The organism is Thalassotalea euphylliae (assembly GCF_042682785.1).
In the GTDB taxonomy this organism is placed as follows: domain Bacteria; phylum Pseudomonadota; class Gammaproteobacteria; order Enterobacterales; family Alteromonadaceae; genus Thalassotalea_F; species Thalassotalea_F euphylliae.
Genome location: NZ_JBHUIB010000001.1, coordinates 427,369 through 448,739, shown reverse-complemented (window position 1 = coordinate 448,739; position 21,371 = coordinate 427,369). Strand labels below are relative to the sequence as shown.

Annotated in this window: 24 protein-coding genes; 12 read left to right on the top strand and 12 right to left on the bottom strand. The window is 42.8% G+C overall.

Features of this window, described 5'->3' with window-relative positions; all coding sequences use genetic code 11:
• Positions 1–6 precede the first annotated feature (6 nt).
• Both ACFSJY_RS02075 and ACFSJY_RS02070 read right to left on the bottom strand, forming a co-directional pair.
• Positions 7–1,272, bottom strand: a complete 1,266-nt coding sequence (locus ACFSJY_RS02075; RefSeq protein ID WP_386030594.1) for a sterol desaturase family protein — start codon at positions 1,270–1,272, stop codon at positions 7–9.
• Positions 1,273–1,509: 237 nt separating this feature from the next.
• On the bottom strand, positions 1,510–2,934 hold the full coding sequence (locus tag ACFSJY_RS02070) for an SLC5 family protein (RefSeq protein WP_386030592.1): 1,425 nt from the start codon (positions 2,932–2,934) through the stop codon (positions 1,510–1,512).
• A 335-nt stretch (positions 2,935–3,269) separates the two neighbouring features.
• On the opposite strand from ACFSJY_RS02070, the gene ACFSJY_RS02065 reads away from it, so the two are divergent.
• A complete protein-coding gene (locus tag ACFSJY_RS02065; RefSeq protein ID WP_386030590.1) occupies positions 3,270–5,405 on the top strand; it encodes an alpha-galactosidase in 2,136 nt (711 codons plus the stop codon).
• Between the two features lie 35 nt (positions 5,406–5,440).
• Here the strand turns inward: ACFSJY_RS02065 and ACFSJY_RS02060 are convergent, their stop codons facing one another.
• From ACFSJY_RS02060 to ACFSJY_RS02050, 3 genes are read right to left on the bottom strand one after another with little or no spacing between them, the layout of a single operon-like run.
• Positions 5,441–6,328: an SMP-30/gluconolactonase/LRE family protein gene (locus tag ACFSJY_RS02060; RefSeq protein ID WP_386030588.1), complete on the bottom strand. Its 888-nt coding sequence runs from the start codon at positions 6,326–6,328 to the stop codon at positions 5,441–5,443.
• 12 nt (positions 6,329–6,340) lie between these two features.
• Positions 6,341–7,297 (bottom strand): 2-dehydro-3-deoxygalactonokinase, encoded by a 957-nt coding sequence (locus ACFSJY_RS02055; RefSeq protein ID WP_386030586.1) that lies wholly within the window; start codon positions 7,295–7,297, stop codon positions 6,341–6,343.
• Position 7,298: 1 nt separating this feature from the next.
• Positions 7,299–8,063 carry an SDR family NAD(P)-dependent oxidoreductase gene (locus ACFSJY_RS02050; RefSeq protein ID WP_386030584.1) on the bottom strand — a complete coding sequence of 255 codons (765 nt, stop codon included), beginning with the start codon at positions 8,061–8,063 and terminating at the stop codon, positions 7,299–7,301.
• Positions 8,064–8,342: 279 nt separating this feature from the next.
• Between ACFSJY_RS02050 and ACFSJY_RS02045 the strand changes: the two genes are divergently transcribed.
• Entirely contained in the window at positions 8,343–9,047 is a 705-nt protein-coding gene (locus ACFSJY_RS02045) for a FadR/GntR family transcriptional regulator (RefSeq protein WP_386030582.1), read from the top strand.
• 145 nt (positions 9,048–9,192) lie between these two features.
• Positions 9,193–9,750, top strand: a complete 558-nt coding sequence (locus tag ACFSJY_RS02040) for an NAD/FAD-utilizing enzyme (RefSeq protein WP_386030580.1) — start codon at positions 9,193–9,195, stop codon at positions 9,748–9,750.
• Between the two features lie 69 nt (positions 9,751–9,819).
• Here ACFSJY_RS02040 and murA read toward each other — a convergent pair whose 3' ends face one another.
• The 7 genes from murA to mlaF are packed head-to-tail and all read right to left on the bottom strand — an operon-like array spanning position 9,820 to position 14,414.
• A complete protein-coding gene (murA, locus tag ACFSJY_RS02035) occupies positions 9,820–11,082 on the bottom strand; it encodes a UDP-N-acetylglucosamine 1-carboxyvinyltransferase (protein ID WP_386030577.1) in 1,263 nt (420 codons plus the stop codon).
• Between the two features lie 19 nt (positions 11,083–11,101).
• The gene (locus tag ACFSJY_RS02030; RefSeq protein WP_386030575.1) at positions 11,102–11,359 is read right to left on the bottom strand and encodes a BolA family protein; all 258 of its coding nucleotides are present in this window, start codon (positions 11,357–11,359) and stop codon (positions 11,102–11,104) included.
• A gap of 22 nt (positions 11,360–11,381) precedes the next feature.
• Positions 11,382–11,678 (bottom strand): STAS domain-containing protein, encoded by a 297-nt coding sequence (locus ACFSJY_RS02025; protein ID WP_386030573.1) that lies wholly within the window; start codon positions 11,676–11,678, stop codon positions 11,382–11,384.
• A gap of 1 nt (position 11,679) precedes the next feature.
• Positions 11,680–12,315 carry an MlaC/ttg2D family ABC transporter substrate-binding protein gene (locus tag ACFSJY_RS02020; RefSeq protein ID WP_386030571.1) on the bottom strand — a complete coding sequence of 212 codons (636 nt, stop codon included), beginning with the start codon at positions 12,313–12,315 and terminating at the stop codon, positions 11,680–11,682.
• A gap of 9 nt (positions 12,316–12,324) precedes the next feature.
• Positions 12,325–12,795 (bottom strand): outer membrane lipid asymmetry maintenance protein MlaD, encoded by a 471-nt coding sequence (mlaD, locus tag ACFSJY_RS02015; protein WP_386030569.1) that lies wholly within the window; start codon positions 12,793–12,795, stop codon positions 12,325–12,327.
• Positions 12,796–12,832: 37 nt separating this feature from the next.
• Complete coding sequence (mlaE, locus tag ACFSJY_RS02010) at positions 12,833–13,612, bottom strand: lipid asymmetry maintenance ABC transporter permease subunit MlaE (RefSeq protein WP_386030566.1); 780 nt, start codon at positions 13,610–13,612, stop codon at positions 12,833–12,835.
• Positions 13,613–13,616: 4 nt separating this feature from the next.
• A complete protein-coding gene (gene mlaF, locus ACFSJY_RS02005) occupies positions 13,617–14,414 on the bottom strand; it encodes a phospholipid ABC transporter ATP-binding protein MlaF (protein ID WP_386030564.1) in 798 nt (265 codons plus the stop codon).
• A gap of 308 nt (positions 14,415–14,722) precedes the next feature.
• On the opposite strand from mlaF, the gene ACFSJY_RS02000 reads away from it, so the two are divergent.
• The 9 genes from ACFSJY_RS02000 (at position 14,723) to ACFSJY_RS01960 (ending at position 21,370) form a co-directional block, all read left to right on the top strand.
• Positions 14,723–15,703 (top strand): calcium/sodium antiporter, encoded by a 981-nt coding sequence (locus tag ACFSJY_RS02000; RefSeq protein ID WP_386030562.1) that lies wholly within the window; start codon positions 14,723–14,725, stop codon positions 15,701–15,703.
• 13 nt (positions 15,704–15,716) lie between these two features.
• On the top strand, positions 15,717–16,688 hold the full coding sequence (locus tag ACFSJY_RS01995) for a KpsF/GutQ family sugar-phosphate isomerase (protein WP_386030560.1): 972 nt from the start codon (positions 15,717–15,719) through the stop codon (positions 16,686–16,688).
• Positions 16,688–17,233: a 3-deoxy-manno-octulosonate-8-phosphatase KdsC gene (gene kdsC / locus ACFSJY_RS01990; protein ID WP_386030558.1), complete on the top strand. Its 546-nt coding sequence runs from the start codon at positions 16,688–16,690 to the stop codon at positions 17,231–17,233. The genes ACFSJY_RS01995 and kdsC overlap by 1 nt, the downstream gene beginning before the upstream one ends.
• Complete coding sequence (lptC, locus tag ACFSJY_RS01985) at positions 17,230–17,796, top strand: LPS export ABC transporter periplasmic protein LptC (RefSeq protein ID WP_386030556.1); 567 nt, start codon at positions 17,230–17,232, stop codon at positions 17,794–17,796. Before kdsC ends, lptC begins: the two co-directional genes overlap by 4 nt.
• Entirely contained in the window at positions 17,762–18,289 is a 528-nt protein-coding gene (lptA, locus tag ACFSJY_RS01980) for a lipopolysaccharide transport periplasmic protein LptA (RefSeq protein WP_386030554.1), read from the top strand. Before lptC ends, lptA begins: the two co-directional genes overlap by 35 nt.
• A 3-nt stretch (positions 18,290–18,292) precedes the next feature.
• On the top strand, positions 18,293–19,024 hold the full coding sequence (gene lptB, locus ACFSJY_RS01975) for an LPS export ABC transporter ATP-binding protein (protein ID WP_386030552.1): 732 nt from the start codon (positions 18,293–18,295) through the stop codon (positions 19,022–19,024).
• A 66-nt stretch (positions 19,025–19,090) separates the two neighbouring features.
• Positions 19,091–20,596 (top strand): RNA polymerase factor sigma-54, encoded by a 1,506-nt coding sequence (locus ACFSJY_RS01970; RefSeq protein WP_386030550.1) that lies wholly within the window; start codon positions 19,091–19,093, stop codon positions 20,594–20,596.
• A 30-nt stretch (positions 20,597–20,626) separates the two neighbouring features.
• Positions 20,627–20,914: a ribosome hibernation promoting factor gene (hpf, locus tag ACFSJY_RS01965; protein WP_386030548.1), complete on the top strand. Its 288-nt coding sequence runs from the start codon at positions 20,627–20,629 to the stop codon at positions 20,912–20,914.
• Between the two features lie 3 nt (positions 20,915–20,917).
• Complete coding sequence (locus ACFSJY_RS01960; RefSeq protein WP_386030546.1) at positions 20,918–21,370, top strand: PTS sugar transporter subunit IIA; 453 nt, start codon at positions 20,918–20,920, stop codon at positions 21,368–21,370.
• Position 21,371: the final 1 nt, after the last annotated feature.

The following is a 21,371-nucleotide window of genomic DNA, read 5'->3' as shown; positions in this document are numbered from 1 at the left end:
ACTAGGTTAATTAGAGCCTATCGATTCAATTGGAGCTGCTTCTTTATTTGGAGCGTCTGTTTCAGTTTGGTAGATACGTATAAAGCTCAGCGCGGAGAACAGTGTGAAACTCGCTACGATCCCCAAAGCCATTGATAACATAGCTGCAGGTATGAGATAGATAACCGCCATAGCATTGATTAACAACCTAGCTAGTTCGGAAAATTTCACCCATCCCGTGTTTGATTGCATAGCACTGATGACCCACAGATTGAATGTCGCAATGATGCAAAGTAATAAGTTGGTGTTGAGATCCCAGTGCTGACTTTGTAATAGAAGTACAAAGACTAATCCGACAAAAACAATAAACTGTGCAGCTAAATAAATCGTGGTGTATCGGCTTGTATGCGTTTCATATTTCACCATGGTTTTTGTGGTTGCATATTTGCGAGGATGCGTTTTGTTGACATCAGAAGGACGCCAACCTGGCGGCATAAAAAAGACTTTTACTTTATCTCTCCAGCTACCTGTTCGCCATGCATCTTGCATGAGGTTGAAATAAACCTGGCAATTGGCCCAGATAGGATTCCAACTATTAAGTTGACCGCTTACCCCATAAACAATATCAATGTCATCTGACTCAGCTTTGAAGCTGCCAAATAGTTTGTCCCATAGGATGAAAACACCAGCATAGTTCTTGTCGATGTAATCGCGATTCAGCGCGTGATGAACACGGTGATGACTAGGGGTAACAAAAATTGCTTCATACCAATTGGGCATCTTATCAACATGGCGAGTGTGTACCCAGAATTGATAAATGAGGTTGAGTGAACCGCAAGCAATAGCCATTTCAGGACTTACGCCAATAAAGGCGAGAGGTAAATATATCAACCACCCGAATATGCTCGGTGTACTAGTTTGGCGAAGCGCAGTGGTCAGGTTGTATTCCTCACTTGAATGGTGAACCACATGAGAGCCCCACATAATAGCAATACGATGATTGAGTCGGTGTTCCCAGTAGTATGCTAGGTCATAGGCAATAAATGCGAATGCCCATACGAGATAACTATCCATGGGCAAGTTGAAAAGGGCGACATTGTGATATAGCCAGTAGTAAACCGAGATTCCTATCGCTGCTTTAGCTATGCCTGTAATACGACTAAAAATTCCTAGGTTGAGTGACCCTATTGCATCGTTAAAGCGATAGTAACCGGTACCTCGCTTTCTATCTAAAAAAATTTCAATTGCAATAAGTAATAAAAAAAACGGAATAGCAGCCAAAATTAAATGCATAGTGTTCTCTTATTGGATTGAGTATCGCCAACGTTCACCCATCTATGAATAATGTATTCATAGAAAACGGCGGTCACCTTGCAATGTAATCCATACCACAGAGGAAATATTGACAGGAAACGCCAAATATTGACTTTATGTACCAAGAAAACAGATTAATATGGGCAGAGGTTTGGTGTGATAAGGGCGGTGACTAGCACACGCCCTTACCCCGGGGGACAGGTTTTGGTTGTTCGGTTAGGCTGTACGAGCTACTAACGCAATTGGTTTTTTGAACACCAGCCGATTGATAAGCAGTGCCATACCAATACAGCTAAATAAGGTAATACACATCATGTGAATGTAGTGGAACGGTGCCCAAACAAACACAAAGAATGCATAAAGCAAGGTACCAAAGATAACCGCTGTAATCGCTGCTTTGGCATGCACATCTTTGAACAGAAGGCCGACGATAAATGTCGACAGTATTGGCATGCTAAGTAAACCAAACAATTCTTGTACTAAGTTAATAATACTGTCTGCCGTTGCGTAAACAGGAACAAGCGCCAATGCAATCGTCACAAATACCACTGTGATAATCGCGTTAAGTTTTCCTACGTTAGCATCTTTGTTGATGTATTTTTCATGAATATCACAACAATAAAGTGCGGCAGAAGAGTTAAGTATGCTGTTAAAGGTGGTCAGTACGGCAGCAGCGATAGCAGCTGCAAATGCACCTGATAACCATACTGGTAAAATGTCTCCAGCCAATGTGCCGTATGCTGCGTCACCAATGTCACCATACAACTTATAAGATACGATGCCAGGGATCACTATCATAGGTGGTACAATTAAGAAGCGAATAGCCGCAGCCGCGAAGACACCCTTTTGCGCTTCTTCAAGTGTTGGCGCAGCCATCGCACGTTGTGTAATGGTTTGATTTGTTCCCCAATAAAACATTTGGATAAAAATCATACCTGTGAGCAATATATGCCAAGGTAGCGGAGAGTCGTCATCACCAATCATGGTCAGTCGTTCCGCAGGAATCCCTGAAAAATCAAAGTTAATAGCAGCGACCGCTAGGTATACAATGAGAATACCCATCCCTATGAGTAGTACGCCGCTGTACGTATCTGATACTGCAACAGCTCTCAAACCACCAAATACAGCATAACAGGCACCAATAACGCCAAACGATAAGGCGATAATAATCAGAGGGATATCTGTATTAAATAATGACTTCATAAACAGCGAACCACTGTAAAGTACGCTGGGAAGGAAAATAAATATATTGCCGAACAAGAAGAGGGCGGCAATTACCGCACGAATATGCTTGTCACCGTAGCGCTTCTCTAACAGTTCAGTTGTTGTTGTACAGTTGTTTTTGTAATACACCGGCAGGAAAACTTTGGCTAAAATGAACAAGCCAATTACAGCAGCAAACTCCCACCATGCAAGCAACGCCATTTGGTTGCCATTCATGCCGATAAGTTGGTCGGTACTGAGGTTAGTTAAGGTAATTGAGCCAGCGACAAATACCCATGACAGTCCACCGCTCGCTAAGAAATATTCTTTGTTTGAATCCGTTGCCCGGCTATGACCGCGACATTTTAAGTAGGTCATAAAGGCTATCAATGCCGTGATGCCAAAAAAGACCAAAAGTTGAATGGTTTGCGATGCCACGAAATTCTCCCCAACGGCTAGGTTATTTTTTATTATTGTTATGATGGATGAAGTTGAACAGATTCAATTGTTTAGTTACCACGAGTTGAATACTCGTATCAGTAATCTGGTCAACCACGTTTCAATAAATCATTCATGCTGTTCTACATCATACCTAATTTACAGCATAAATATCTTTATTACTTATTTATAATATATATACTATCTTTATTTCGTTGGCTTTAAAATACTCAATATTGATTTTCTTAGCAAACGCAAAGTGAGCTATTTTAAGTTTATTCATACACATCATTTGCAACGAATTGTGGCAATAGCAAAAAGAACACGAGGGCACAATGGGCGACTTTCCTGATTTTATTCACTTACGCGGCAAGCGCAGTAGCTTTGTTTTAGATATGCGTAACCGCTTACCGGTAGCACTTTATTGGGGAAAATTACTTAGCCAGCAGAATTCGTCTGCAATGTTGGCAATGTTAGCGACTAAACAAGAAGCCAAATGTGCGGCAGTTGTAGAGCCGCCCCTCTCGTTAACGCCTGTGTTGGGTCAGGGCTTTACTGGCTCTCCTGGCCTTGAAATTATGGATGAAGGCCAAGCATGGTCTACTTGCGGTGATATTGTTCATGTCGAACAAGAAAACCAACATTCAGTGTTGATCAAAAGTTTCGATAATATTCGCAAGATTAGCTTGATACATACGCTAAGTTTGGACCCTGATACCGATATACTTCAAGCGAGTACGCAACTTATCAACCGTGGTGATAAACCTGTTCATGTCTTATCCTGTGCGGCGCCTACACTACCTGTACCCGCCGAAATGACAGAGCTTACTGGCTTTCAAGGCCGCTGGGCACAGGAGTTTCACACGCAGAGCTTATCGCGTTTTCTTGGCAGCTACGTCAAAGAAAATCGTAAAGGTAAAACCTCTCATGACAGTTTCCCTGGCTTACTAGTACACAGTAAATTTGCGGGTGAACAACAAGGCGAATGCTTTGGTTTTCACCTGGGGTGGAGTGGAAACCACAAAGTATTATGTGAGCAATTATCTGACGGTCGTGCATATGTTCAAATGTCTGAGTTATTGCTGCCTGGAGAGCTTACGCTTGAAAAAGACGAGAGCTATCAGTCGCCCACTCTTTATGCTACTTATGCTGAGCAAGGTTTTAACCAGCTCTCAAATAGTTTCCATGGTTTTGTGCGCAATAATATTCTGCGTAAGCATATTGTCGACTCGCCACGCCCAGTGCATTACAACACATGGGAAGCCATTTACTTTGACCATGATACTGAAACGTTAGCAGAACTTGCCAAGCAAGCTGCAGATGTTGGTGCTGAACGTTTTGTACTTGATGACGGTTGGTTCAAAGGGCGTCGTGGAGATAATGCTGGCCTAGGTGACTGGGTTGTTGATAAAGAAATCTATCCGCAAGGCTTGCAGCCACTAATAGATGCAGTACTTGCAACGGGTATGGAGTTTGGTATTTGGTTTGAGCCTGAAATGATCAATCCGGACAGTGACTTGTATCGAGCACACCCTGATTGGGTGTTGGGTTCGGCGGGCAATGAGCAAATTAAATTCCGTAATCAACTTGTTTTGGATTTAACGAATCGTGACGTTACCGAATACTTGTATCAGTCAATCGATGCAATCTTGTCTGAATACACCGACATTAGTTACATCAAATGGGATATTAATCGTGATTTAAATCACGCAGGGAATATCCTAGGACAGCCTGCCGTGCATAAACAAACATTGGCACTGTACCAATTAATCGATCGACTAAAGCAAGCCCATCCTGAGGTCGATATTGAAAGTTGTTCGTCGGGTGGTGCACGCGTTGATTATGGTATTTTACAGCACACCGATCGCGTATGGACGTCAGACTCCAACGACGCACTCGATAGGTTGCTGATTCAACGTGGTTGCTCGATTTTCTTCCCATCTAATGTCATGGGCGCGCATGTAGGGCCGAGAGACTGTCACATTACTGGCCGTCGAGTGTCTATTGAAATGCGTGCTGCAGTGGCGTTTTTTGGTCATATGGGGATCGAAATGGACCCACGAGAGCTAACAGATCATGAGCGTATTGAACTGAAAAAAGCGATAAGTCTACACAAACAAAATCGACACATTATCCATGGTGGAGAATTGGTAAGGCTTGATAGTCCCAGCAATGAAGTAAGATTTGGCCTTGTGGATAAGGACAAACAAGAAGCATTATTTAGCTACAATCTTCTTTCTGAAACCTTGCGCTATGCCCCTGACAGATTTGTTTTCGCGGGCTTAATTCCTGAACAAAAATATAAATTACGTTTGTTGTGGCCGTCGAACGTGAAGGAGTACTCAACGTCGGTACTTTCCACTGCGATTGATCAAGTTTACACAGGGGAAGTTTTGATGGCGTTTGGTATGCAGTTACCTATCCTTGACCCTCAAAGCTCGCTTATCTTTAAAGTAGAAGCGGTTAAATAAGATTACTCCCGGCACGATATCAATTAGCGTAATAGCTATAAGAGCGTCGTGCAGAGTGATTCTTCAAGTCCTATTGGCGCAGGTAATTGGTAAATAAAAACGTCACCTGCGCTTTTTTGTTGTTCGAGCGTATTCTGTGACAATCCTTCTCTTGCCGACGTCACACATAACCAATCCATATTAGGGCCACCAATCGCCACACAAGATGGTTGTGCTACAGGTATGTCTACTTGACTCAGTATTTCACCGGTTGAAGAATATTGCACCACTCGGCCACCGCCCCATTGGGCAGACCAAAGATTACCGTTAACATCTATACAAGCGCCGTCTGGATAAACTCCCTCTGGCGTTATTGCTAGTCGTGTTTTAGCTGTTAAGTCACCTGAAGCTGTTATTTCATAGCGATATATTGAGCGGGTAGGTGAATCGGCATGATAGACAAGTTCACCGTTAGGGCTAAAGCATAGTCCATTAGATATTTGAATGTTGGTAAGCCTAGGAGAGTACGTCAGGTCTTGGTTGAGTTGGTAAAGCTTGGCGTTTTCTATAGATTGCTTCGCGTCTTCGACTAGTGTGCCAGCCCAGAAACTCCCGTTTCTGTCGACACGTCCATCGTTGAAACGATTACCGGGATTGTGTTGTTCTGGCTTAGATAGCCAGGTAATTTCTTTCGTTTCAAGGTGATATCGCGCGATGCCCTTGGCAAAAGCGACAATCAGCACGCTTTTTGTTGGTGTGAATGCAAAGCAACCGACACGATCAGGCATGTGAAATACACTGATTTGGTCAGCACTGGGCGAATAGCTGTATAGCTTACTATTATGGATGTCAGTCCACCATAGGCTTTGACTTAAAGCATGCCATTGAATGCCTTCACCTAGCTCGTTTTGGACAGATAACTGTTTGATTAGCGGTAACGGCATTTATCTGAAAAACTATGCTTTATAGACGTCATGTAACGCGAGATTTTGGAAAAGTGATGAAAAACCACTGAGCGTGATCTCTTCCACGTTGTATTGAACGCTTTTTATATCTCTCAATGAAAGTGTTTTGGCAAACAAATCAGCGAGCGTTGGATTACCAATAATATGAACTAGGGTGTTCTTATTAAGTTGCCACTCAGTTGCATTCAAAGCGGCACGCACATCAGTACCGAGCAACAGTCCTGACAAATAGGCCTTTGCATGCTTCTGCTCTAACTCATTAAAAAGCTGTTTACTGCGCACGCTAAATAGGCCATGACTAAAGCTACCAAATTCGCTTCCTAGCGTGTATTGAGCACCATCGATAAAGGCAGCTTCGTTAAAGTGTTGTGCTGACTGTTGAATCAGTACACTGCCGTTACTCAGTAAGTCGTATAGTTCACCTGTCATTGCGGTTTTAAACAACGTCACTTTTCCGTTCTTGACCAACACCCATTTCGTATGCGTCCCAGGTAGGCAGACTAAATGATCGCCTTCCATATGCTCAGGCTTTTGTGCAAGCCATCCTAATACTTGTAACTCTTCGCCACGCATGACATCGCGGTACTGGTTGTCATGACTGCAGTGCAGTCCTGGAACGATAGCAATTTGTTGCTCTCGACATATAAAGGTATGACAGGCAGAGGCAACCGCTGACGGTGAGATTGGGCAGCCTAGGTACTTGGTTTCTTTCCAGCCGATGCTTGAGCCAATTTGACCCGCCATTAAGATAGGTAGGTTACCGTATGCGTTTAACCAAGGAGCGATATTATCGAATAACTCTTTCTCAAACGCGCCATTTAACTTGGCAACGCCTTTACCGTGAGCGCAAGCATGAAGCTCAAGTGTTTCACAGTCATTGACCCTGCACAAATAAGCTCTTAACAAGCTGGTTCCCCAATCAACCGCGATAATAAATTGCTGGTTCATGTTAGGTTTTCCCACCGTCTATCGTCACACATTGACCTGTGATCATTGCACTGTCATCTGATGACAAAAATAAGGCTAACTTGGCAACATCCGCAGGCTCAATTCGCTGCTTCAATGCCATGGTAGACATCCAGCGTTTCTCTTCATTTTCACTCAAGTAAGAGGCTAATTGTTTTTCGGTAGCGACCCAGCCTGGCAGAATTGCATTGACGCGAATATTATAACGACCGTAGTCTTTAGCGAGTGATTTTGTCATACCAATCAGGCCAGCCTTCGCTGTCGTGTAGCCAACCATATTCTTTGGGCCAAGTAAGGCGTTGATAGAACTGAAGTTGATAATGACACCGCCTTTTTGCTTTTTCATCGGCGCGAATACGGCTTGTGCGGCAAAAAATGCAGCGTCTAAATTAACTTGCATGCAATATTGCCAGTCACTTGGTGAAATATCTTGTGGTCGGTGACGCATATCGTTGGCGACGTTATTTATTAAGATGTCTATGCCACCTAACGACTCTGAGGCATCCACAATACTTGCTTGTAGTGCTTGATTGTCAGTGACATCAACGGTTTGATGCCAAATTGGTATACCTTGCTGCTCTAGATCTTTTTCCAAGCGTGACGACGCGTTCGCATCGATATCGACAAAAGCAACTTGTGCTTTTTGTTCAACAAACGCTTTGACAATGGCTGCACCAATGCCAGTTGCACCACCTGTGATAAAGACACGTTTACCTGCGAGATTGTGATATTGAGTAAGAGATGTCACCAATAAGTCCTGCGCAATATTTTTAATCGCACTTTCACACGATTCTTCATTTTATACAATGTCTTCGAAAAACATTGTTTGCTGTTCAAAAGTCGATAAGCATAATCATAATAATATGTTATATATTATTTAATTGCGTAATCAAGACAATCCCTTGTTTCTTTTTGATAATGTTAAAGATTTGTTAACAAAACAGCTATCGCAGAGATGGTAAAACTTGTAGTATAGTTTGTCCAAGACGGCACACAATATACAAAATTTTAGGTAAAGAGCTGAAAAATGAGAAGTAATCCTAAACATAACTTAACCCACCAATTGACACATGATCTTGGCATGGCCATTGTGAAAGGTGACTATCCTGTAGGTTCAGGATTACCGTCAGAAGCAGATTTGTGTGTTGAATTTGACGTAAGCCGAAGTGCTACGCGCGAAGCCGTTAAAATGCTCTCTGCAAAGGGGTTAATTTCTTCCCGTCCGAAGCAAGGTATTCAGGTACTGCCAGAAAGTAACTGGAATATGTTCGATACTGATGTACTTGGCTGGATTTTGAACTCTAAACCGTCATTAGCCTTGTTGAAAGAATTTACACAAGTACGTGTAGCTATAGAGCCTCAGGCTGCAGCTTTGGCCGCGGTAAATGGCACAGAAGAAGATTTTGCCAACATTGAAAAAGCGTTATCAAGAATGGCTGATGCCGATAAAGGGTTAGATGATCCACTTGATGCTGACATTGCTTTTCATACCGCTATTTTGATGGCTAGTGGTAACCGCTTCATTGCACAGTTAAATGATTTTATCAGCACCGCGCTTAGGGTGAGTATTCGTTACACTAACCGCATCAAAGGTGTGCCAGGTGCTGATGTCCAAAAACATGCTGATATTTTTAATACCATTAAATCGAGAAAACCAGAGCAAGCGTCTGCTTCAGTAAAAACCATTCTTGACGAAGCCCTAGAGCTTATTCAATCTCAGTTGGATGCGTAGCAGCTTAGTCGAGCTATCTCCAATTCCTTTCTGTTATAATTGATCTTGCTTTGTAGGTAAGTGCGTACTTGCCTACAATGCTACTTACGATGTGTGTTGTGTAAGAGCTTTGCGAAACAGGATAATTTAACCTGAGGAGCATTATATGCTTAGACATTACTTTATCAGTGAGGATTTAGCTGATCTAAAAGACGTTGAGCAGGAACTCACCGCACAAGGCATCACCGAGCCACAAATCCATGTGTTGAGCGAAGACGATAGTGCTGTAGATCAACATGACTTACCCGAAGTAGAATCGGTTCTCAAGAAAGATGTCGTTCATTCCACAGAAGTTGGTGCGATCGTTGGTGTTATCGCCTCATCTGCAACACTACTAGCAGCCTACATGCTGGGGTGGACAGAGTCACCAGCGGGTTGGCTACCCATAGTGTTTCTAGCCATTATTATATTAGGCTTTTGCACATGGGAAGGTGGCTTCATTGGCATTCAGCGCGTTAATGTGCACTTTAAGCGCTTCCAAGAGGTGCTCCGAAAGGGTAAACACGTGCTGTTTGTGGATATTGAACCTAGCCAAGAACCTATATTAGCGAAAGTTGTGATAGGGCATCCTCGCCTTCAGCAAGCGGGTACTGGAGAAGCGGCTCCAGGTTGGGTGGTAAAAGGTCGCAATGCCTATTCAAGCTTCATGAAGACGATGCCGTAAAATAAAGGCTGTAGACAAAAAATAAAAAGGCCAGCATTTGCTGGCCTTTTTACGTTAGTGTTTTCAAGCTTATGAGGTTTTTACGCGAACGATATCTGCGCCAAGCCCTTGCAGTTTACCTTCAATATTTTGGTAACCACGGTCAATATGGTAAATCCTGTCTACCTGGGTTTCTGTAGTGGCGACAAGGCCTGCAATAACAAGACTTGCAGATGCACGTAAATCTGTTGCCATCACCTGAGCACCGGTAAGTTGCTCTACACCAGTCGTTATTGCCGTGTTGCCTTCTAACGCGATATCAGCGCCCATGCGCTGTAATTCAGGTACGTGCATAAAGCGGTTCTCAAAAATGGTTTCCGTAACGCGTGCAGAACCTTGCGCTAATACATTTAACGTTACAAACTGTGCCTGCATATCGGTAGGGAATGCTGGGTGAGGTGCGGTTTTAATGTTGACGGCTTTAGGGCGGCTATTCATTGAAAGCTCAATCCAATCTTCACCAGTCTCAATATCAGCGCCAGCTTCTTGAAGCTTCACAAGCACCGCATCAAGCGATTTAGGGTCAGCGTTAACACAGCGTACTTTACCTCGAGTTACTGCTGCTGCGACCAAGAATGTACCGGTTTCGATGCGGTCTGCCATCACGCTGTATTCACCACCATGAAGCTTTTCAACACCTTCAATAGTTAACATATCGGTACCAGCACCAGACACTTTCGCCCCTAAAGCGTTAAGACAGTTAGCTAGGTCGACAATTTCAGGCTCACGCGCAGCGTTTTCGATAATTGTTGTACCCTCTGCAAGAGCAGCAGCCATCATCAAATTTTCAGTGCCAGTAACGCTAACTGTGTCCATGAAGATAGTTGCGCCATTTAGGCGGCCTGCTTTTTTCGCTTTGATGTAACCTTGCTCTACATCGATATCAGCGCCCATTTGCTTGAGGCCTTGGATGTGAAGATCAACAGGGCGTGCACCAATCGCACAGCCGCCTGGTAGAGATACTTCTGCATGACCATACTTCGCAACTAGCGGACCTAGCACAAGAATGGAAGCACGCATCGTTTTAACCAGTTCGTAAGAAGCAACATGCTGGTTAATTGTGCTTGCATTAATCTTTAGTGTGTCTTCGTTTAACCACTCAGCCTCAGCACCTAATTGGTGAAGAAGCTTTATCGTCGTGTTGATATCATTGAGGCGTGGCACATTACTGATAATCACGTCTTCATTAGATAAAATCGCAGACATCAATATAGGAAGTGCGGCATTTTTGGCGCCTGAGATTTTCACGGCGCCATGAAGTGGTTTACCACCATTTATTTTGAATGAGTCCAAGGTAGCAGTCTATTTCTGGTTATAGTGGTAAGTTAAACATTTTGTCACGTTGCCATTGATCTGGCGTAAACGTCTTAATTGTGACGGCATGAATACGACCGTCACTGATTGCCGGTGAAAGAGGGCCATAAATAGCTTGTTGTCTTTTCACGCGGCTAAGTTCGCCAAACATGTCTGCTACGGCAATCACTTTGCATTGAGAACCATCGAATGCAACATGAAGTTCATCTAATTCGATAGCGTCTTTGATCATTTGTTCTATATCTGAAACTTCCAATGAAGGCTCCTGAGGGATGTAATTAGGCGGTCATTAAGAAGTCATCTACCGCACTGAGTTGCGCCAATTTTAATAAATCATCGGGCAAATGTGCAAACGTCAACTGACATTTAGTGTTAAGTGCTTGTTCCACCAAGTAAAGAAGCCATGCTAAACCTGCAGTATCGACGTCTTTGACGTCACTTAGGTCAAGTGTCATCTGTTTGCTATTCACAATTTTTGCTTGGTGTTTGCTACTAATCGTTGCAACAGTGGCGCTGTTAAGGTCGCCACTGAGCACTGTCGTTTTATCACTAATATTTAAGGTTAATGGCGTCATATTAAGACCGCTCTTCTCCCTTAAAGACAACATCCCTGCTGGCTTTTTCTTTAAGCATGTCTGTAACGTGTTGCAAACCTTTCTGACGAATAATGCTGCTTAGTTCAGCTTGTTTACTGTCAAGTAAACTAACTCCTTCAGCTATCATATCGAATGCCTTCCATTCATTCGTTTTTCGGTTATGACGCACTTTAAATGAAATATCGATAGGTGGGCGACCTGATTCCAAAACTTGGGTGTCCACTACAACAATTCGTTCATTGTCTATATTTTTAGCTGGTGCAAACTCAACTTTTTGATTGTCATATAGGGTAAACACCTGCGCATAGGAAGTAATTAGATAGTCTCTAAATACTGGTACAAAAGCCTTACGCTCATCTTCTGTTGTTCGCTTCAGGTTAACGCCAACCACTTTAAATGCAGCATAGCGATAATCGATATAAGGCATGAGTTCTTCACGGACGATATCTTTGAGCAAGTTGGGGTTGCTGCGAATACTTTGTTGTTCGTTAGCAAAGCGCTTAAATGTGATATCCGCGACTTCCTGGATCATGTCGTACGGGTTTGTTTTGTCTACCTCAGCAAATGCCGAAAACGACAGTGCGAAAGCAAATACGCCAGCGATTAATTTTTTCATAATGATTTCCTAGTCACCACTTCCTTGGCTAAATAAAAATTGTCCAATTAACTCTTCTAGTACTAATGCAGGCTTAGTATCTTCAATAAAATCACCTGGTTTTAACGTCTCCAGTGAATCATCCATAAAACCTGGCTCTAAGCCTAAATATTGCTCACCTAGCAAGCCAGCCGTTAAGATTGATACTGATGTTGCTTCTGAAAAGTCTTTATACTCTGCGAAAATTTCTAAGGTAACAATGGGTGTAAAGTCATCATTGTCTAATGAAATTTTGCTCACACGGCCTACTACAACACCACCAATTTTTATTGGTGAGCGCACCTTTAGGCCACCTATATTGTCAAATTTAGCATGTAATTCGTAAGTTTCACCGTTACCTGAAATACCTGAATCTGCTACTTTCAATGCGAGTGCTAATAATGCCGCTATCCCTAGGGCAACAAAAAATCCAACGGTTAATTCTAATTTTCTAGACGTCATGTCTTCACCTAATTTACACAAAAACTTGCTAATAACATTAACGGGCAAACATTAATGCTGTTAATACGAAATCTAAACCTAGTACCAGTAACGATGACTGAACTACGGTAGCTGTAGTTGCTCGGCTAATCCCTTCCGAAGTAGGCTCACAAGCGTAGCCTTTGTATACCGCAATCCAGGTCACAACAAAGGCAAATACAAGGCTCTTAATTATGCCATTGAGCACATCCTTTTCAAAATCTACCTGTGCTTGCATTACTGACCAAAAGGTACCGCTGTCAACGCCTAACCAGTCAACACCAACTAAGTGTGCACCTAGAATGCCAACCATTGAAAAAATCGCAGCGAGCAACGGTAAGCTGATAAATCCAGCCCAAAAACGAGGCGCAATAACACGGCGTAAAGGGTCTACCGCCATCATTTCCATACTCGATAGCTGCTCAGTCGCTTTCATCAAACCGATTTCAGCCGTTAATGCGGAGCCTGCTCGACCCGCAAAAAGTAGCGCTGCAACAACGGGGCCTAGCTCTCTGAGTAGTGACAAGGCTACCATTGGCCCTAGGCTGGCTTCGGCACCATATCCGACTAAAATGGTATAGCCTTGAAGCGCCAGTACCATGCCGATGAAGGTACCAGATACCACGATAATAATAAGAGACAGTACGCCGACCGCATAAAGCTGGTTTACAAGTAGCGGAAAGCCTTTGCGTGGGTTGGGTACTTGTACTATCGCAGCAGTAAGCATCAAAATCGCTTTTCCTAAGCCAGCGATAATATCCATGGTTGTTCGGCCAAGGTTGGCAATAGCATTTAACATTACCTTAGCCTCCAATTAGTTCTTGTTTGTACGAAGGTGCCTTGAAATGAAACGGCACGGGCCCATCCGCTTCACCTTTTACGAATTGCTGCACTAATGGTGATGTTTGCTGATGAATTTGCTCTGGCGTGCCATGACCAATAATCTTTTGCTCGGCGATTATATAAATGTAGTCGGCAATACTCATTACTTCTGGAACATCGTGTGATACCACTACCGAAGTTAGGCCAAGAGCATCGTTTAGTGACTTAATCAGTCGGACAATTACGCCCATTGAAATAGGGTCTTGGCCCGCGAAAGGCTCGTCATACATTATCAGTTCTGGATCAAGAGCAATCGCACGTGCTAGTGCTGCGCGACGGGCCATACCGCCTGATAGTTCACTAGGTTTTAAATGGCGAGCGCCTCGAAGACCTACAGCTTCGAGTTTCATTAGCACCATTTTTTCAATAATATGCTCTGGCAAGCGAGTATGTTCTCTGATCGGGAAGGCGATATTGTCATAGACCGTCATTTCGCTAAAAAGTGCTCCGCTTTGGAACAACATACTCATACGAGTGCGAACATCATACAGTGCGTTGCGGCTCAACGCTGGAATATTATGGCCGTCAAACAGAATTTGACCGCTTTCAGGTTTTAATTGCCCACCCATAAGACGTAGCAGTGTTGTTTTACCAATACCACTGGGGCCCATGATCGCCGTTACTTTTCCTTTCGGGATAGACAAACTAATGTTGTCATAAATTACCCGTTCGTCACGTTTAAACGTAACGTCCTTAATTTCAACCAATGTTTGAGACATTCGAGACGGTTTTTACATCAATTTAACAAGTTAGCGTAGTGGCGAATATTACCCTAGGCGCTAAGATTGTTCACCAGTCTTTGACAATTTTTTACATGTTAATTGTTTAAAAGTGTGACGTTTGAACCCATCACTATAACAAGTATTTCAATGCATCGGCCTGATACTGGTGAAAAGTAATGAAAGAAGCACGTAAAACTTTGATTGTTAATTGAACAATTACAGCTGTTTTTGTTCAGAAACTAAAATTGTCCTTTTTTTTTATTCGGTTAACAGCGACAATTTACAGTGTTGATCGGGAGTACTAGATGTTATTGCAAGTTTTAATTTTGATTGTGTCATTGGCTGCATTGGTTTGGAGCGCAGATAAATTTGTGTTTGGCGCATCATCTGTGGCACGAAACTTTGGTGTCTCGCCAATGATTATCGGTTTAACCATTGTTGCTATGGGCTCGTCCGCTCCTGAAATGATGGTTGCAGCTACAGCATCGTTAAATGGTAATCCCGATACTGCTGTCGGTAATGCTATTGGCTCGAATATTACCAATATAGCGTTAGTGCTCGGCCTAACGGCGCTGCTTAAACCGTTGCAGGTGTCTTCATCATCAATTAAGCGCGAATTACCCTTAGTGCTTATTGTATCGTTAATCGCTTACTTTATGCTTTTTAACAGCCACTTTAGCTTCCTTGAAGGGGCTATTTTAATGGTTGGCTTTTTCACCTATATCGCCACTTTGTTGGTGGTGACATTACGACGAGCAAAAACGGCACCAGTTGACGACCCAATGATTCTCGAAGCTGAGCAAGAAGTGCCAGAAGCAACGACCACAGGCATGGCTGTTTTTTGGTTAACGGTAGGTTTAATTGTTTTGCCATTGAGTGCCAGTTACTTAGTGGACTCTGCTGTGTTTATCGCTAAAGCATTCGGCGTGAGTGATTTAGTGATTGGGTTAACGGTTATTGCTATTGGTACCAGCTTGCCCGAACTTGCGGCCAGTGTGATGAGTATCATCAAAAAAGAAGACGATTTGGCACTAGGTAATATTATCGGCTCAAATATATTCAATATTTTGGCCGTGTTGTCATTGGCTGGTTTAATTGCGCCAGGTGAAATTGATGGTGCAGCAGTATCTCGTGATGCGCCATACATGGTCGGTATAACGGTCTTTTTACTTGTTTTATGTTTTAGCCGAAAAAAAGGGGCTTTTCGTATCACCCGATTAAAAGGTGCGGCATTGCTGATAGCATTCATTGCTTATCAGTTCTTACTCTTTGGTCAAGCCAGCTAAAGGAGCGCGATAAATGAGCACAAAATCGTTTACTGTGTTAGCTGAGCAAGTTATTGATGTCGAGCTTGATGCTGTAGAAGGACTGAAAAGGTTCATCGATAATGGCTTTAACGATGCTTGCCAAACGCTGTTTGACTGTCAGGGCAAAGTAGTTGTGGTAGGTATGGGCAAATCAGGGCATATTGGCGGTAAAATTGCTGCGACATTAGCTAGCACAGGGACACCTGCGTTTTTCGTTCACCCTGGCGAGGCTAGCCATGGCGATCTTGGCATGATCACTAAAGATGATGTCGTCCTTGCCATTTCAAACTCTGGTGAAACAGGAGAAGTCCTAGCAATTATTCCCGTGATTAAGCGAATAGGCGCGCCATTGCTGGCTATGACGGGGAATCCAAACTCGACGTTAGCGAAGTTATCAGAGCACCATATTTGTGTAGCTGTAGAGCAGGAAGCTTGTCCGCTTGGCTTGGCGCCAACATCAAGCACCACAGCAACGCTTGTGATGGGGGATGCCATAGCGGTCGCGTTATTAAATAAACGTGGTTTTACTGCAGATGACTTTGCCCTTTCTCATCCAGGAGGAAGTTTAGGAAAACGATTGCTTTTACGTTTGGATGACATTATGCATACAGGGGCGTTACTGCCGGTTGTGTCTCATTCAGCATTGATTAAGGATGCTTTAGTTGAAATGACACAGAAGGGACTTGGCATGACAGCTGTAGTAGATGAAAGCGGTCAGCTAGCCGGTATATTCACGGATGGTGATTTACGCCGTATTTTGGATAGTCAAATTAATATTCACCAAGATGGTATAGCATCGGTTATGACTAAGTCGCCAACGACCGCTCATGCAAACCTATTGGCTGCTGAAGCTTTGAATATTATGGAAGAAAAGAAAATAAATGGTTTAATCATTGTTGATGAATCACAAAAACCAATAGGTGCTATGAATTTGCAAGATTTGCTCAAGTCCGGAGTACTGTAATGAATACTTTGTATGGTGATGTATCAAACGCGATTATAGACAAGGCGTCACAGATCAAGTTGTTGGTTTGTGATGTCGATGGTGTATTCTCTGACGGCCGCATCTATCTTGGCAATGATGGCGAAGAGTTGAAAGCTTTTCATACAAAAGATGGTTTTGGTATTAAGGCGTTGATTAAATCGGGCGTCGAAGTCGCTATTATTACAGGTAGAAACTCTACTATTGTCGAAAATAGAATGAAATCACTGACTGTGCAACATATCGTTCAAGGACAAGAGGACAAGCTACCAGCCATGGAGAATATCATGGCTGAACTAGGCTTAGTTGCAGAGCAAGTAGCATTTATTGGTGATGATATGCCTGATTTCCCGTGTATAAACAAAGCGGGTCTTGGCGTAGCTGTGAGTGATGCGCATCCAGCCGTCAAAAACGGCGCAGATTACGTTACCTTCACACCAGGTGGGTTTGGTGCTGTGAGAGAGCTTTGCGACTTGATTATGCAAAGTCAAAATACACTTGCTCAGGCAAAAGGTGCTAGTGTATGAGTCGATTGTACGTCCTAGCCATCACTATTTTAGCGCTAAGCTTTATGGCTTATGGCGTAGTGCAGTGGCAGGCGTCACAAGAAGAATCGCAAGAATCTTTTGAAGTATCGTTAACCCCTGACTTCATAGCAGAAGCATTGAAAAGCGATATTTACTCTGAATCGGGTAAACTGTCTCACAAAATAGATGCGCAAAGAATGGAGCATTATGCTGGGCTGTCTTTTACCCATTTTGAATTCCCGCAGTATACCTTATATCCAAATGATGATTCACCGCCTTGGCAATTAGCGGCGTCTGAAGGTACGCTGTATAACAATAATCGAGTGGTATTAAAAAACCGAGTCATATTGGAGGCAACAGAGCCAAACAGCTTGATTCAGGAAATACACTGTAAATATTTAGAACTAGATTTGAATACCAACATAATTAGCTCTGATCAAACAATTTTGATCCAAGGGAAAGATTTTACCATGTACGGTTCTGGGCTAATTATTGACTTAAATACGAAACAAATGACGTTAACCGAACATGTACAAACTATTTATAAAAAAACTACTAGCTAGTGTATTCACCATCGCTTGCATTTTGCCAACGGCAAATGCCGCGAAAATAGACTTAGAGCAAGAGATTGTTATTAAGTCTAAGCGTCAAGCTGGTGATTTAAAAAATAAAATTGCGAGTTATTTAGACGATGTGCAAATAACGCAAGGCACATTGACGATCCAAGCAGATTTAGTGCAAGTATACAGCCAGGAAGACCATGAAACGGAAACCTATGTAGCTAAAGGAAAGCCTGCTGTATTTGAGCAGCAGCTAGAAGATGGCAGTAAAATTCGTTTAGAAGCTAACGAAATTAAATACGAGCCACTGGCATATACCATTACTATTTCGGGCAATGCATTATTGCGTCAAGCTGGTAGCGAAGTTACGGGCGATAGAATTATCTATAACACGCTTACCGAACAGCTTGAAGCTGAAGGTTCGGAAGAGCAGGTAGTGACGACTATACTCAAACCTAAAGCGAAAGCTGATAAAGAGAAAAAGGACAATAAGTAACAGATGTCTTCAGTGTCGTTAACTGCGCAAGGCTTAGCAAAAGCCTACAAAGGTCGTCAGGTTGTCAAAAATGTTAGCCTTAATGTGAATAAGGGGCAGATCGTTGGTTTATTAGGTCCAAACGGTGCAGGTAAAACAACCTCGTTTTATATGATTGTTGGTTTAGTGCCCAATGACAGCGGTCAAATAACACTAAATAACGAAGATTTAACGTTTTTACCTATGCACGAGCGTGCTCGTCGTGGTATAGGTTACTTACCGCAGGAAGCGTCGATATTCCGTAAGCTCACTGTCTACGAAAATATTATGGCTATCTTGCAAACGCGCAAAGAGCTTAGCGATGTTGAACGTGAAGAAAAGCTCGAAATGCTCATCGAAGAATTCAACATAGGCCATATTCGTGATAACACAGGTATGAGTCTCTCAGGTGGCGAACGCCGCCGAGTAGAAATCGCTAGAGCTTTAGCCGCTGATCCGCAGTTTATTCTGCTTGATGAGCCTTTCGCTGGTGTTGACCCTATATCGGTAGGTGATATTAAGAAAATAATTATTCACCTAAAAAATCGTGGTATTGGTGTTTTGATAACGGACCACAATGTGCGTGAAACACTTGATGTGTGTGAGCATGCATACATTGTGAGCCACGGTGAATTGATTGCAGAAGGTGACGCGGATCAAATTCTTGCGAATCAGCAGGTAAGGGATGTATACCTTGGGGAACAATTCACGCTATAGTTATCATAAAGAGCGGAAATACATCGACATTAATTGATTAGAACAATAGGAAAGAATTAAACGTAGATGCGCCCATCACTTCAACTAAAAATCGGTCAACAGCTAACCATGACGCCGCAATTGCAGCAGGCGATCAAGCTGTTGCAGTTATCGACTTTAGACTTACAACAAGAAATTCAAGAAGCGTTGGAGAGCAATCCGCTTTTGGAAGTTGATGAATCCGCTAGCAATGCCAGTGAAGAAAGCCAAACCAGTATCGAAGAAGCGTACTCGGCAAGTGCAGCAGAAACCCCTCAATTAGATGGCAGTGAGGATGCAACGCCAACCATTGATGAAGTCAGCACGACAGAAGCAATGGAAAAAACGGATATTCCAGAAGAACTGAGTGTTGATACCACCTGGGACGAATCTTTTAGTGCGGGTGTTTCTAGCTCAGGAATTGGTACTTCAGGTGCTAGTGAAGACTACACTTACCAAGGTGAAACCACCGACTCTATTCAAGATCATTTGCGCTGGCAAATGGAATTAACGCCTTTCACTGAAACCGACGAAGCGATAGCGATGGCTATTATCGATGCGGTTGATGATGCTGGGTATCTTACAGTGTCTGCTGAAGATATTTTAGAAAGCTTAGGCCTAGAAGATGTAGAGTTAGATGAAATTGAAGCAGTGCTCAAACGCATCAATATGTTTGATCCTATCGGGGTTGCAGCACGCTCTATTCCAGAATGTTTGCTGATTCAATTAAATCAATTCGAAAAAGATACGCCGTACCTTACAGAGGCAAAAATGGTCATTACTGACTATATTGATTTGTTGGGGAACCGCGATTACCGTCAAATTATGCGAAAAACGCGCCTGAAAGAAGATCAGCTGCGTGAAGTGATTCGATTGATTCAGTCATTAAACCCTCGTCCAGGTGATGCAGTAATTGCAGGTGATGACCAGTATGTTATCCCTGATGTCTCTGTAGAAAAGAAAAATGGACGTTGGGTGGTGGAGCTGAATCCAAATACTGCGCCAAGATTATCAATAAATCAGCAGTATGCGGCGATGTCTAAAAGCATGAAGTCGTCTGATGATAATCAATTTATTCGCTCTAACCTACAAGAAGCGAAGTGGTTTATAAAAAGTTTAGAAAGTCGAAACGAAACACTACTTAAAGTGTCTAATTGTATCGTTCAGCGCCAACAAGGTTTTTTCGAGTATGGCCCAGAAGCTATGCGCCCAATGGTACTGAACGACATTGCGGAAGCGGTTGATATGCATGAATCAACCATATCGCGTGTAACCACGCAAAAATACATGCACACGCCGAGAGGAATATTTGAGCTGAAATATTTCTTCTCAAGTCACGTCAGCACAGAAAATGGAGGGGAATGTTCATCTACAGCTATTAGAGCATTAATTAAAAAGCTTGTTTCTGCTGAAAACCCCGCAAAGCCATTAAGTGATAGCAAAATGGCCGAGCTACTGGCGGAGCAAGGAATTAATGTGGCGAGACGGACAATAGCTAAATACCGTGAGTCTTTATCTATACCACCGTCGAATCAAAGAAAAAGTTTACTATAAAGTAAAAAATAGCAATGAGGATAAAAGCTTATGCAAATTAATTTATCAGGCCACCATGTTGAAGTAACTGACTCTTTACGCGATTTCGTTAATACCAAGTTTGCAAAGCTGGAGCGACATTTTGACCACATCAATAATGTATACGTCGTTCTTACCGTAGAAAAATTAGATCAAAAAGCAGAAGCGACAGTGCACTTAAATGGCACTGAAGTTCATGCCTCTGCCGTTAAACCTGACATGTATGCATCAATTGACGCGTTAATTGACAAGCTAGATCGTCAAATTCTTAAATACAAAGGGAAAATCACACAGCATTAACTCATGAAGCTGCAAGATATACTCACCGAGGACTGCACATCCTGTGCAGTCCCGCTTTCAAGCAAAAAGAAAATACTTGAACATATTTGTGAAATAGCAACTAACCGAATTCCTGAGCACTCCACGTTTGAACTGTTAGAGAGTTTGATGGTGCGTGAAAAAATGGGCAGTACAGGCATAGGAAATGGTATTGCTATACCTCACGGAAGGTTAAATGGCACTAACCATGTTGTCGCCGTATTACTGACGACAGAGCAAGCTGTTCCATTTGATGCTATTGATAATCGTGCTGTAGATATTTTCGTGGCCTTATTTGTGCCAGAAGATTGTTGTAAAGAGCACTTATCGACCCTACAAAGCATTGCTAAGCTGTTAAGTGACAAACAGATGAGTAAGAAAATTCGTAAATGTACGAATAACCAAGAGCTGTTTCAGCTCGTTAATCAAACAGGCTAAT

Coding starts and splice junctions, on each gene's coding strand:
- hpf (WP_386030548.1), top strand. CDS start 20,627: ATGCAAATTAATTTATCAGGCCACCATGTTGAAGTAACTGACTCTTTA.
- mlaE (WP_386030566.1), bottom strand. CDS start 13,612: ATGTTAAATGCTATTGCCAACCTTGGCCGAACAACCATGGATATTATC.
- mlaF (WP_386030564.1), bottom strand. CDS start 14,414: ATGTCTCAAACATTGGTTGAAATTAAGGACGTTACGTTTAAACGTGAC.
- ACFSJY_RS02075 (WP_386030594.1), bottom strand. CDS start 1,272: ATGCATTTAATTTTGGCTGCTATTCCGTTTTTTTTATTACTTATTGCA.
- lptB (WP_386030552.1), top strand. CDS start 18,293: ATGTCTTCAGTGTCGTTAACTGCGCAAGGCTTAGCAAAAGCCTACAAA.
- ACFSJY_RS02025 (WP_386030573.1), bottom strand. CDS start 11,678: ATGACGCCATTAACCTTAAATATTAGTGATAAAACGACAGTGCTCAGT.
- ACFSJY_RS02065 (WP_386030590.1), top strand. CDS start 3,270: ATGGGCGACTTTCCTGATTTTATTCACTTACGCGGCAAGCGCAGTAGC.
- ACFSJY_RS02020 (WP_386030571.1), bottom strand. CDS start 12,315: ATGAAAAAATTAATCGCTGGCGTATTTGCTTTCGCACTGTCGTTTTCG.
- ACFSJY_RS02045 (WP_386030582.1), top strand. CDS start 8,343: ATGAGAAGTAATCCTAAACATAACTTAACCCACCAATTGACACATGAT.
- kdsC (WP_386030558.1), top strand. CDS start 16,688: ATGAATACTTTGTATGGTGATGTATCAAACGCGATTATAGACAAGGCG.
- ACFSJY_RS02040 (WP_386030580.1), top strand. CDS start 9,193: ATGCTTAGACATTACTTTATCAGTGAGGATTTAGCTGATCTAAAAGAC.
- lptC (WP_386030556.1), top strand. CDS start 17,230: ATGAGTCGATTGTACGTCCTAGCCATCACTATTTTAGCGCTAAGCTTT.
- lptA (WP_386030554.1), top strand. CDS start 17,762: ATGTACAAACTATTTATAAAAAAACTACTAGCTAGTGTATTCACCATC.
- ACFSJY_RS01995 (WP_386030560.1), top strand. CDS start 15,717: ATGAGCACAAAATCGTTTACTGTGTTAGCTGAGCAAGTTATTGATGTC.
- ACFSJY_RS02000 (WP_386030562.1), top strand. CDS start 14,723: ATGTTATTGCAAGTTTTAATTTTGATTGTGTCATTGGCTGCATTGGTT.
- ACFSJY_RS01970 (WP_386030550.1), top strand. CDS start 19,091: ATGCGCCCATCACTTCAACTAAAAATCGGTCAACAGCTAACCATGACG.
- mlaD (WP_386030569.1), bottom strand. CDS start 12,795: ATGACGTCTAGAAAATTAGAATTAACCGTTGGATTTTTTGTTGCCCTA.
- ACFSJY_RS02060 (WP_386030588.1), bottom strand. CDS start 6,328: ATGCCGTTACCGCTAATCAAACAGTTATCTGTCCAAAACGAGCTAGGT.
- ACFSJY_RS02055 (WP_386030586.1), bottom strand. CDS start 7,297: ATGAACCAGCAATTTATTATCGCGGTTGATTGGGGAACCAGCTTGTTA.
- ACFSJY_RS01960 (WP_386030546.1), top strand. CDS start 20,918: ATGAAGCTGCAAGATATACTCACCGAGGACTGCACATCCTGTGCAGTC.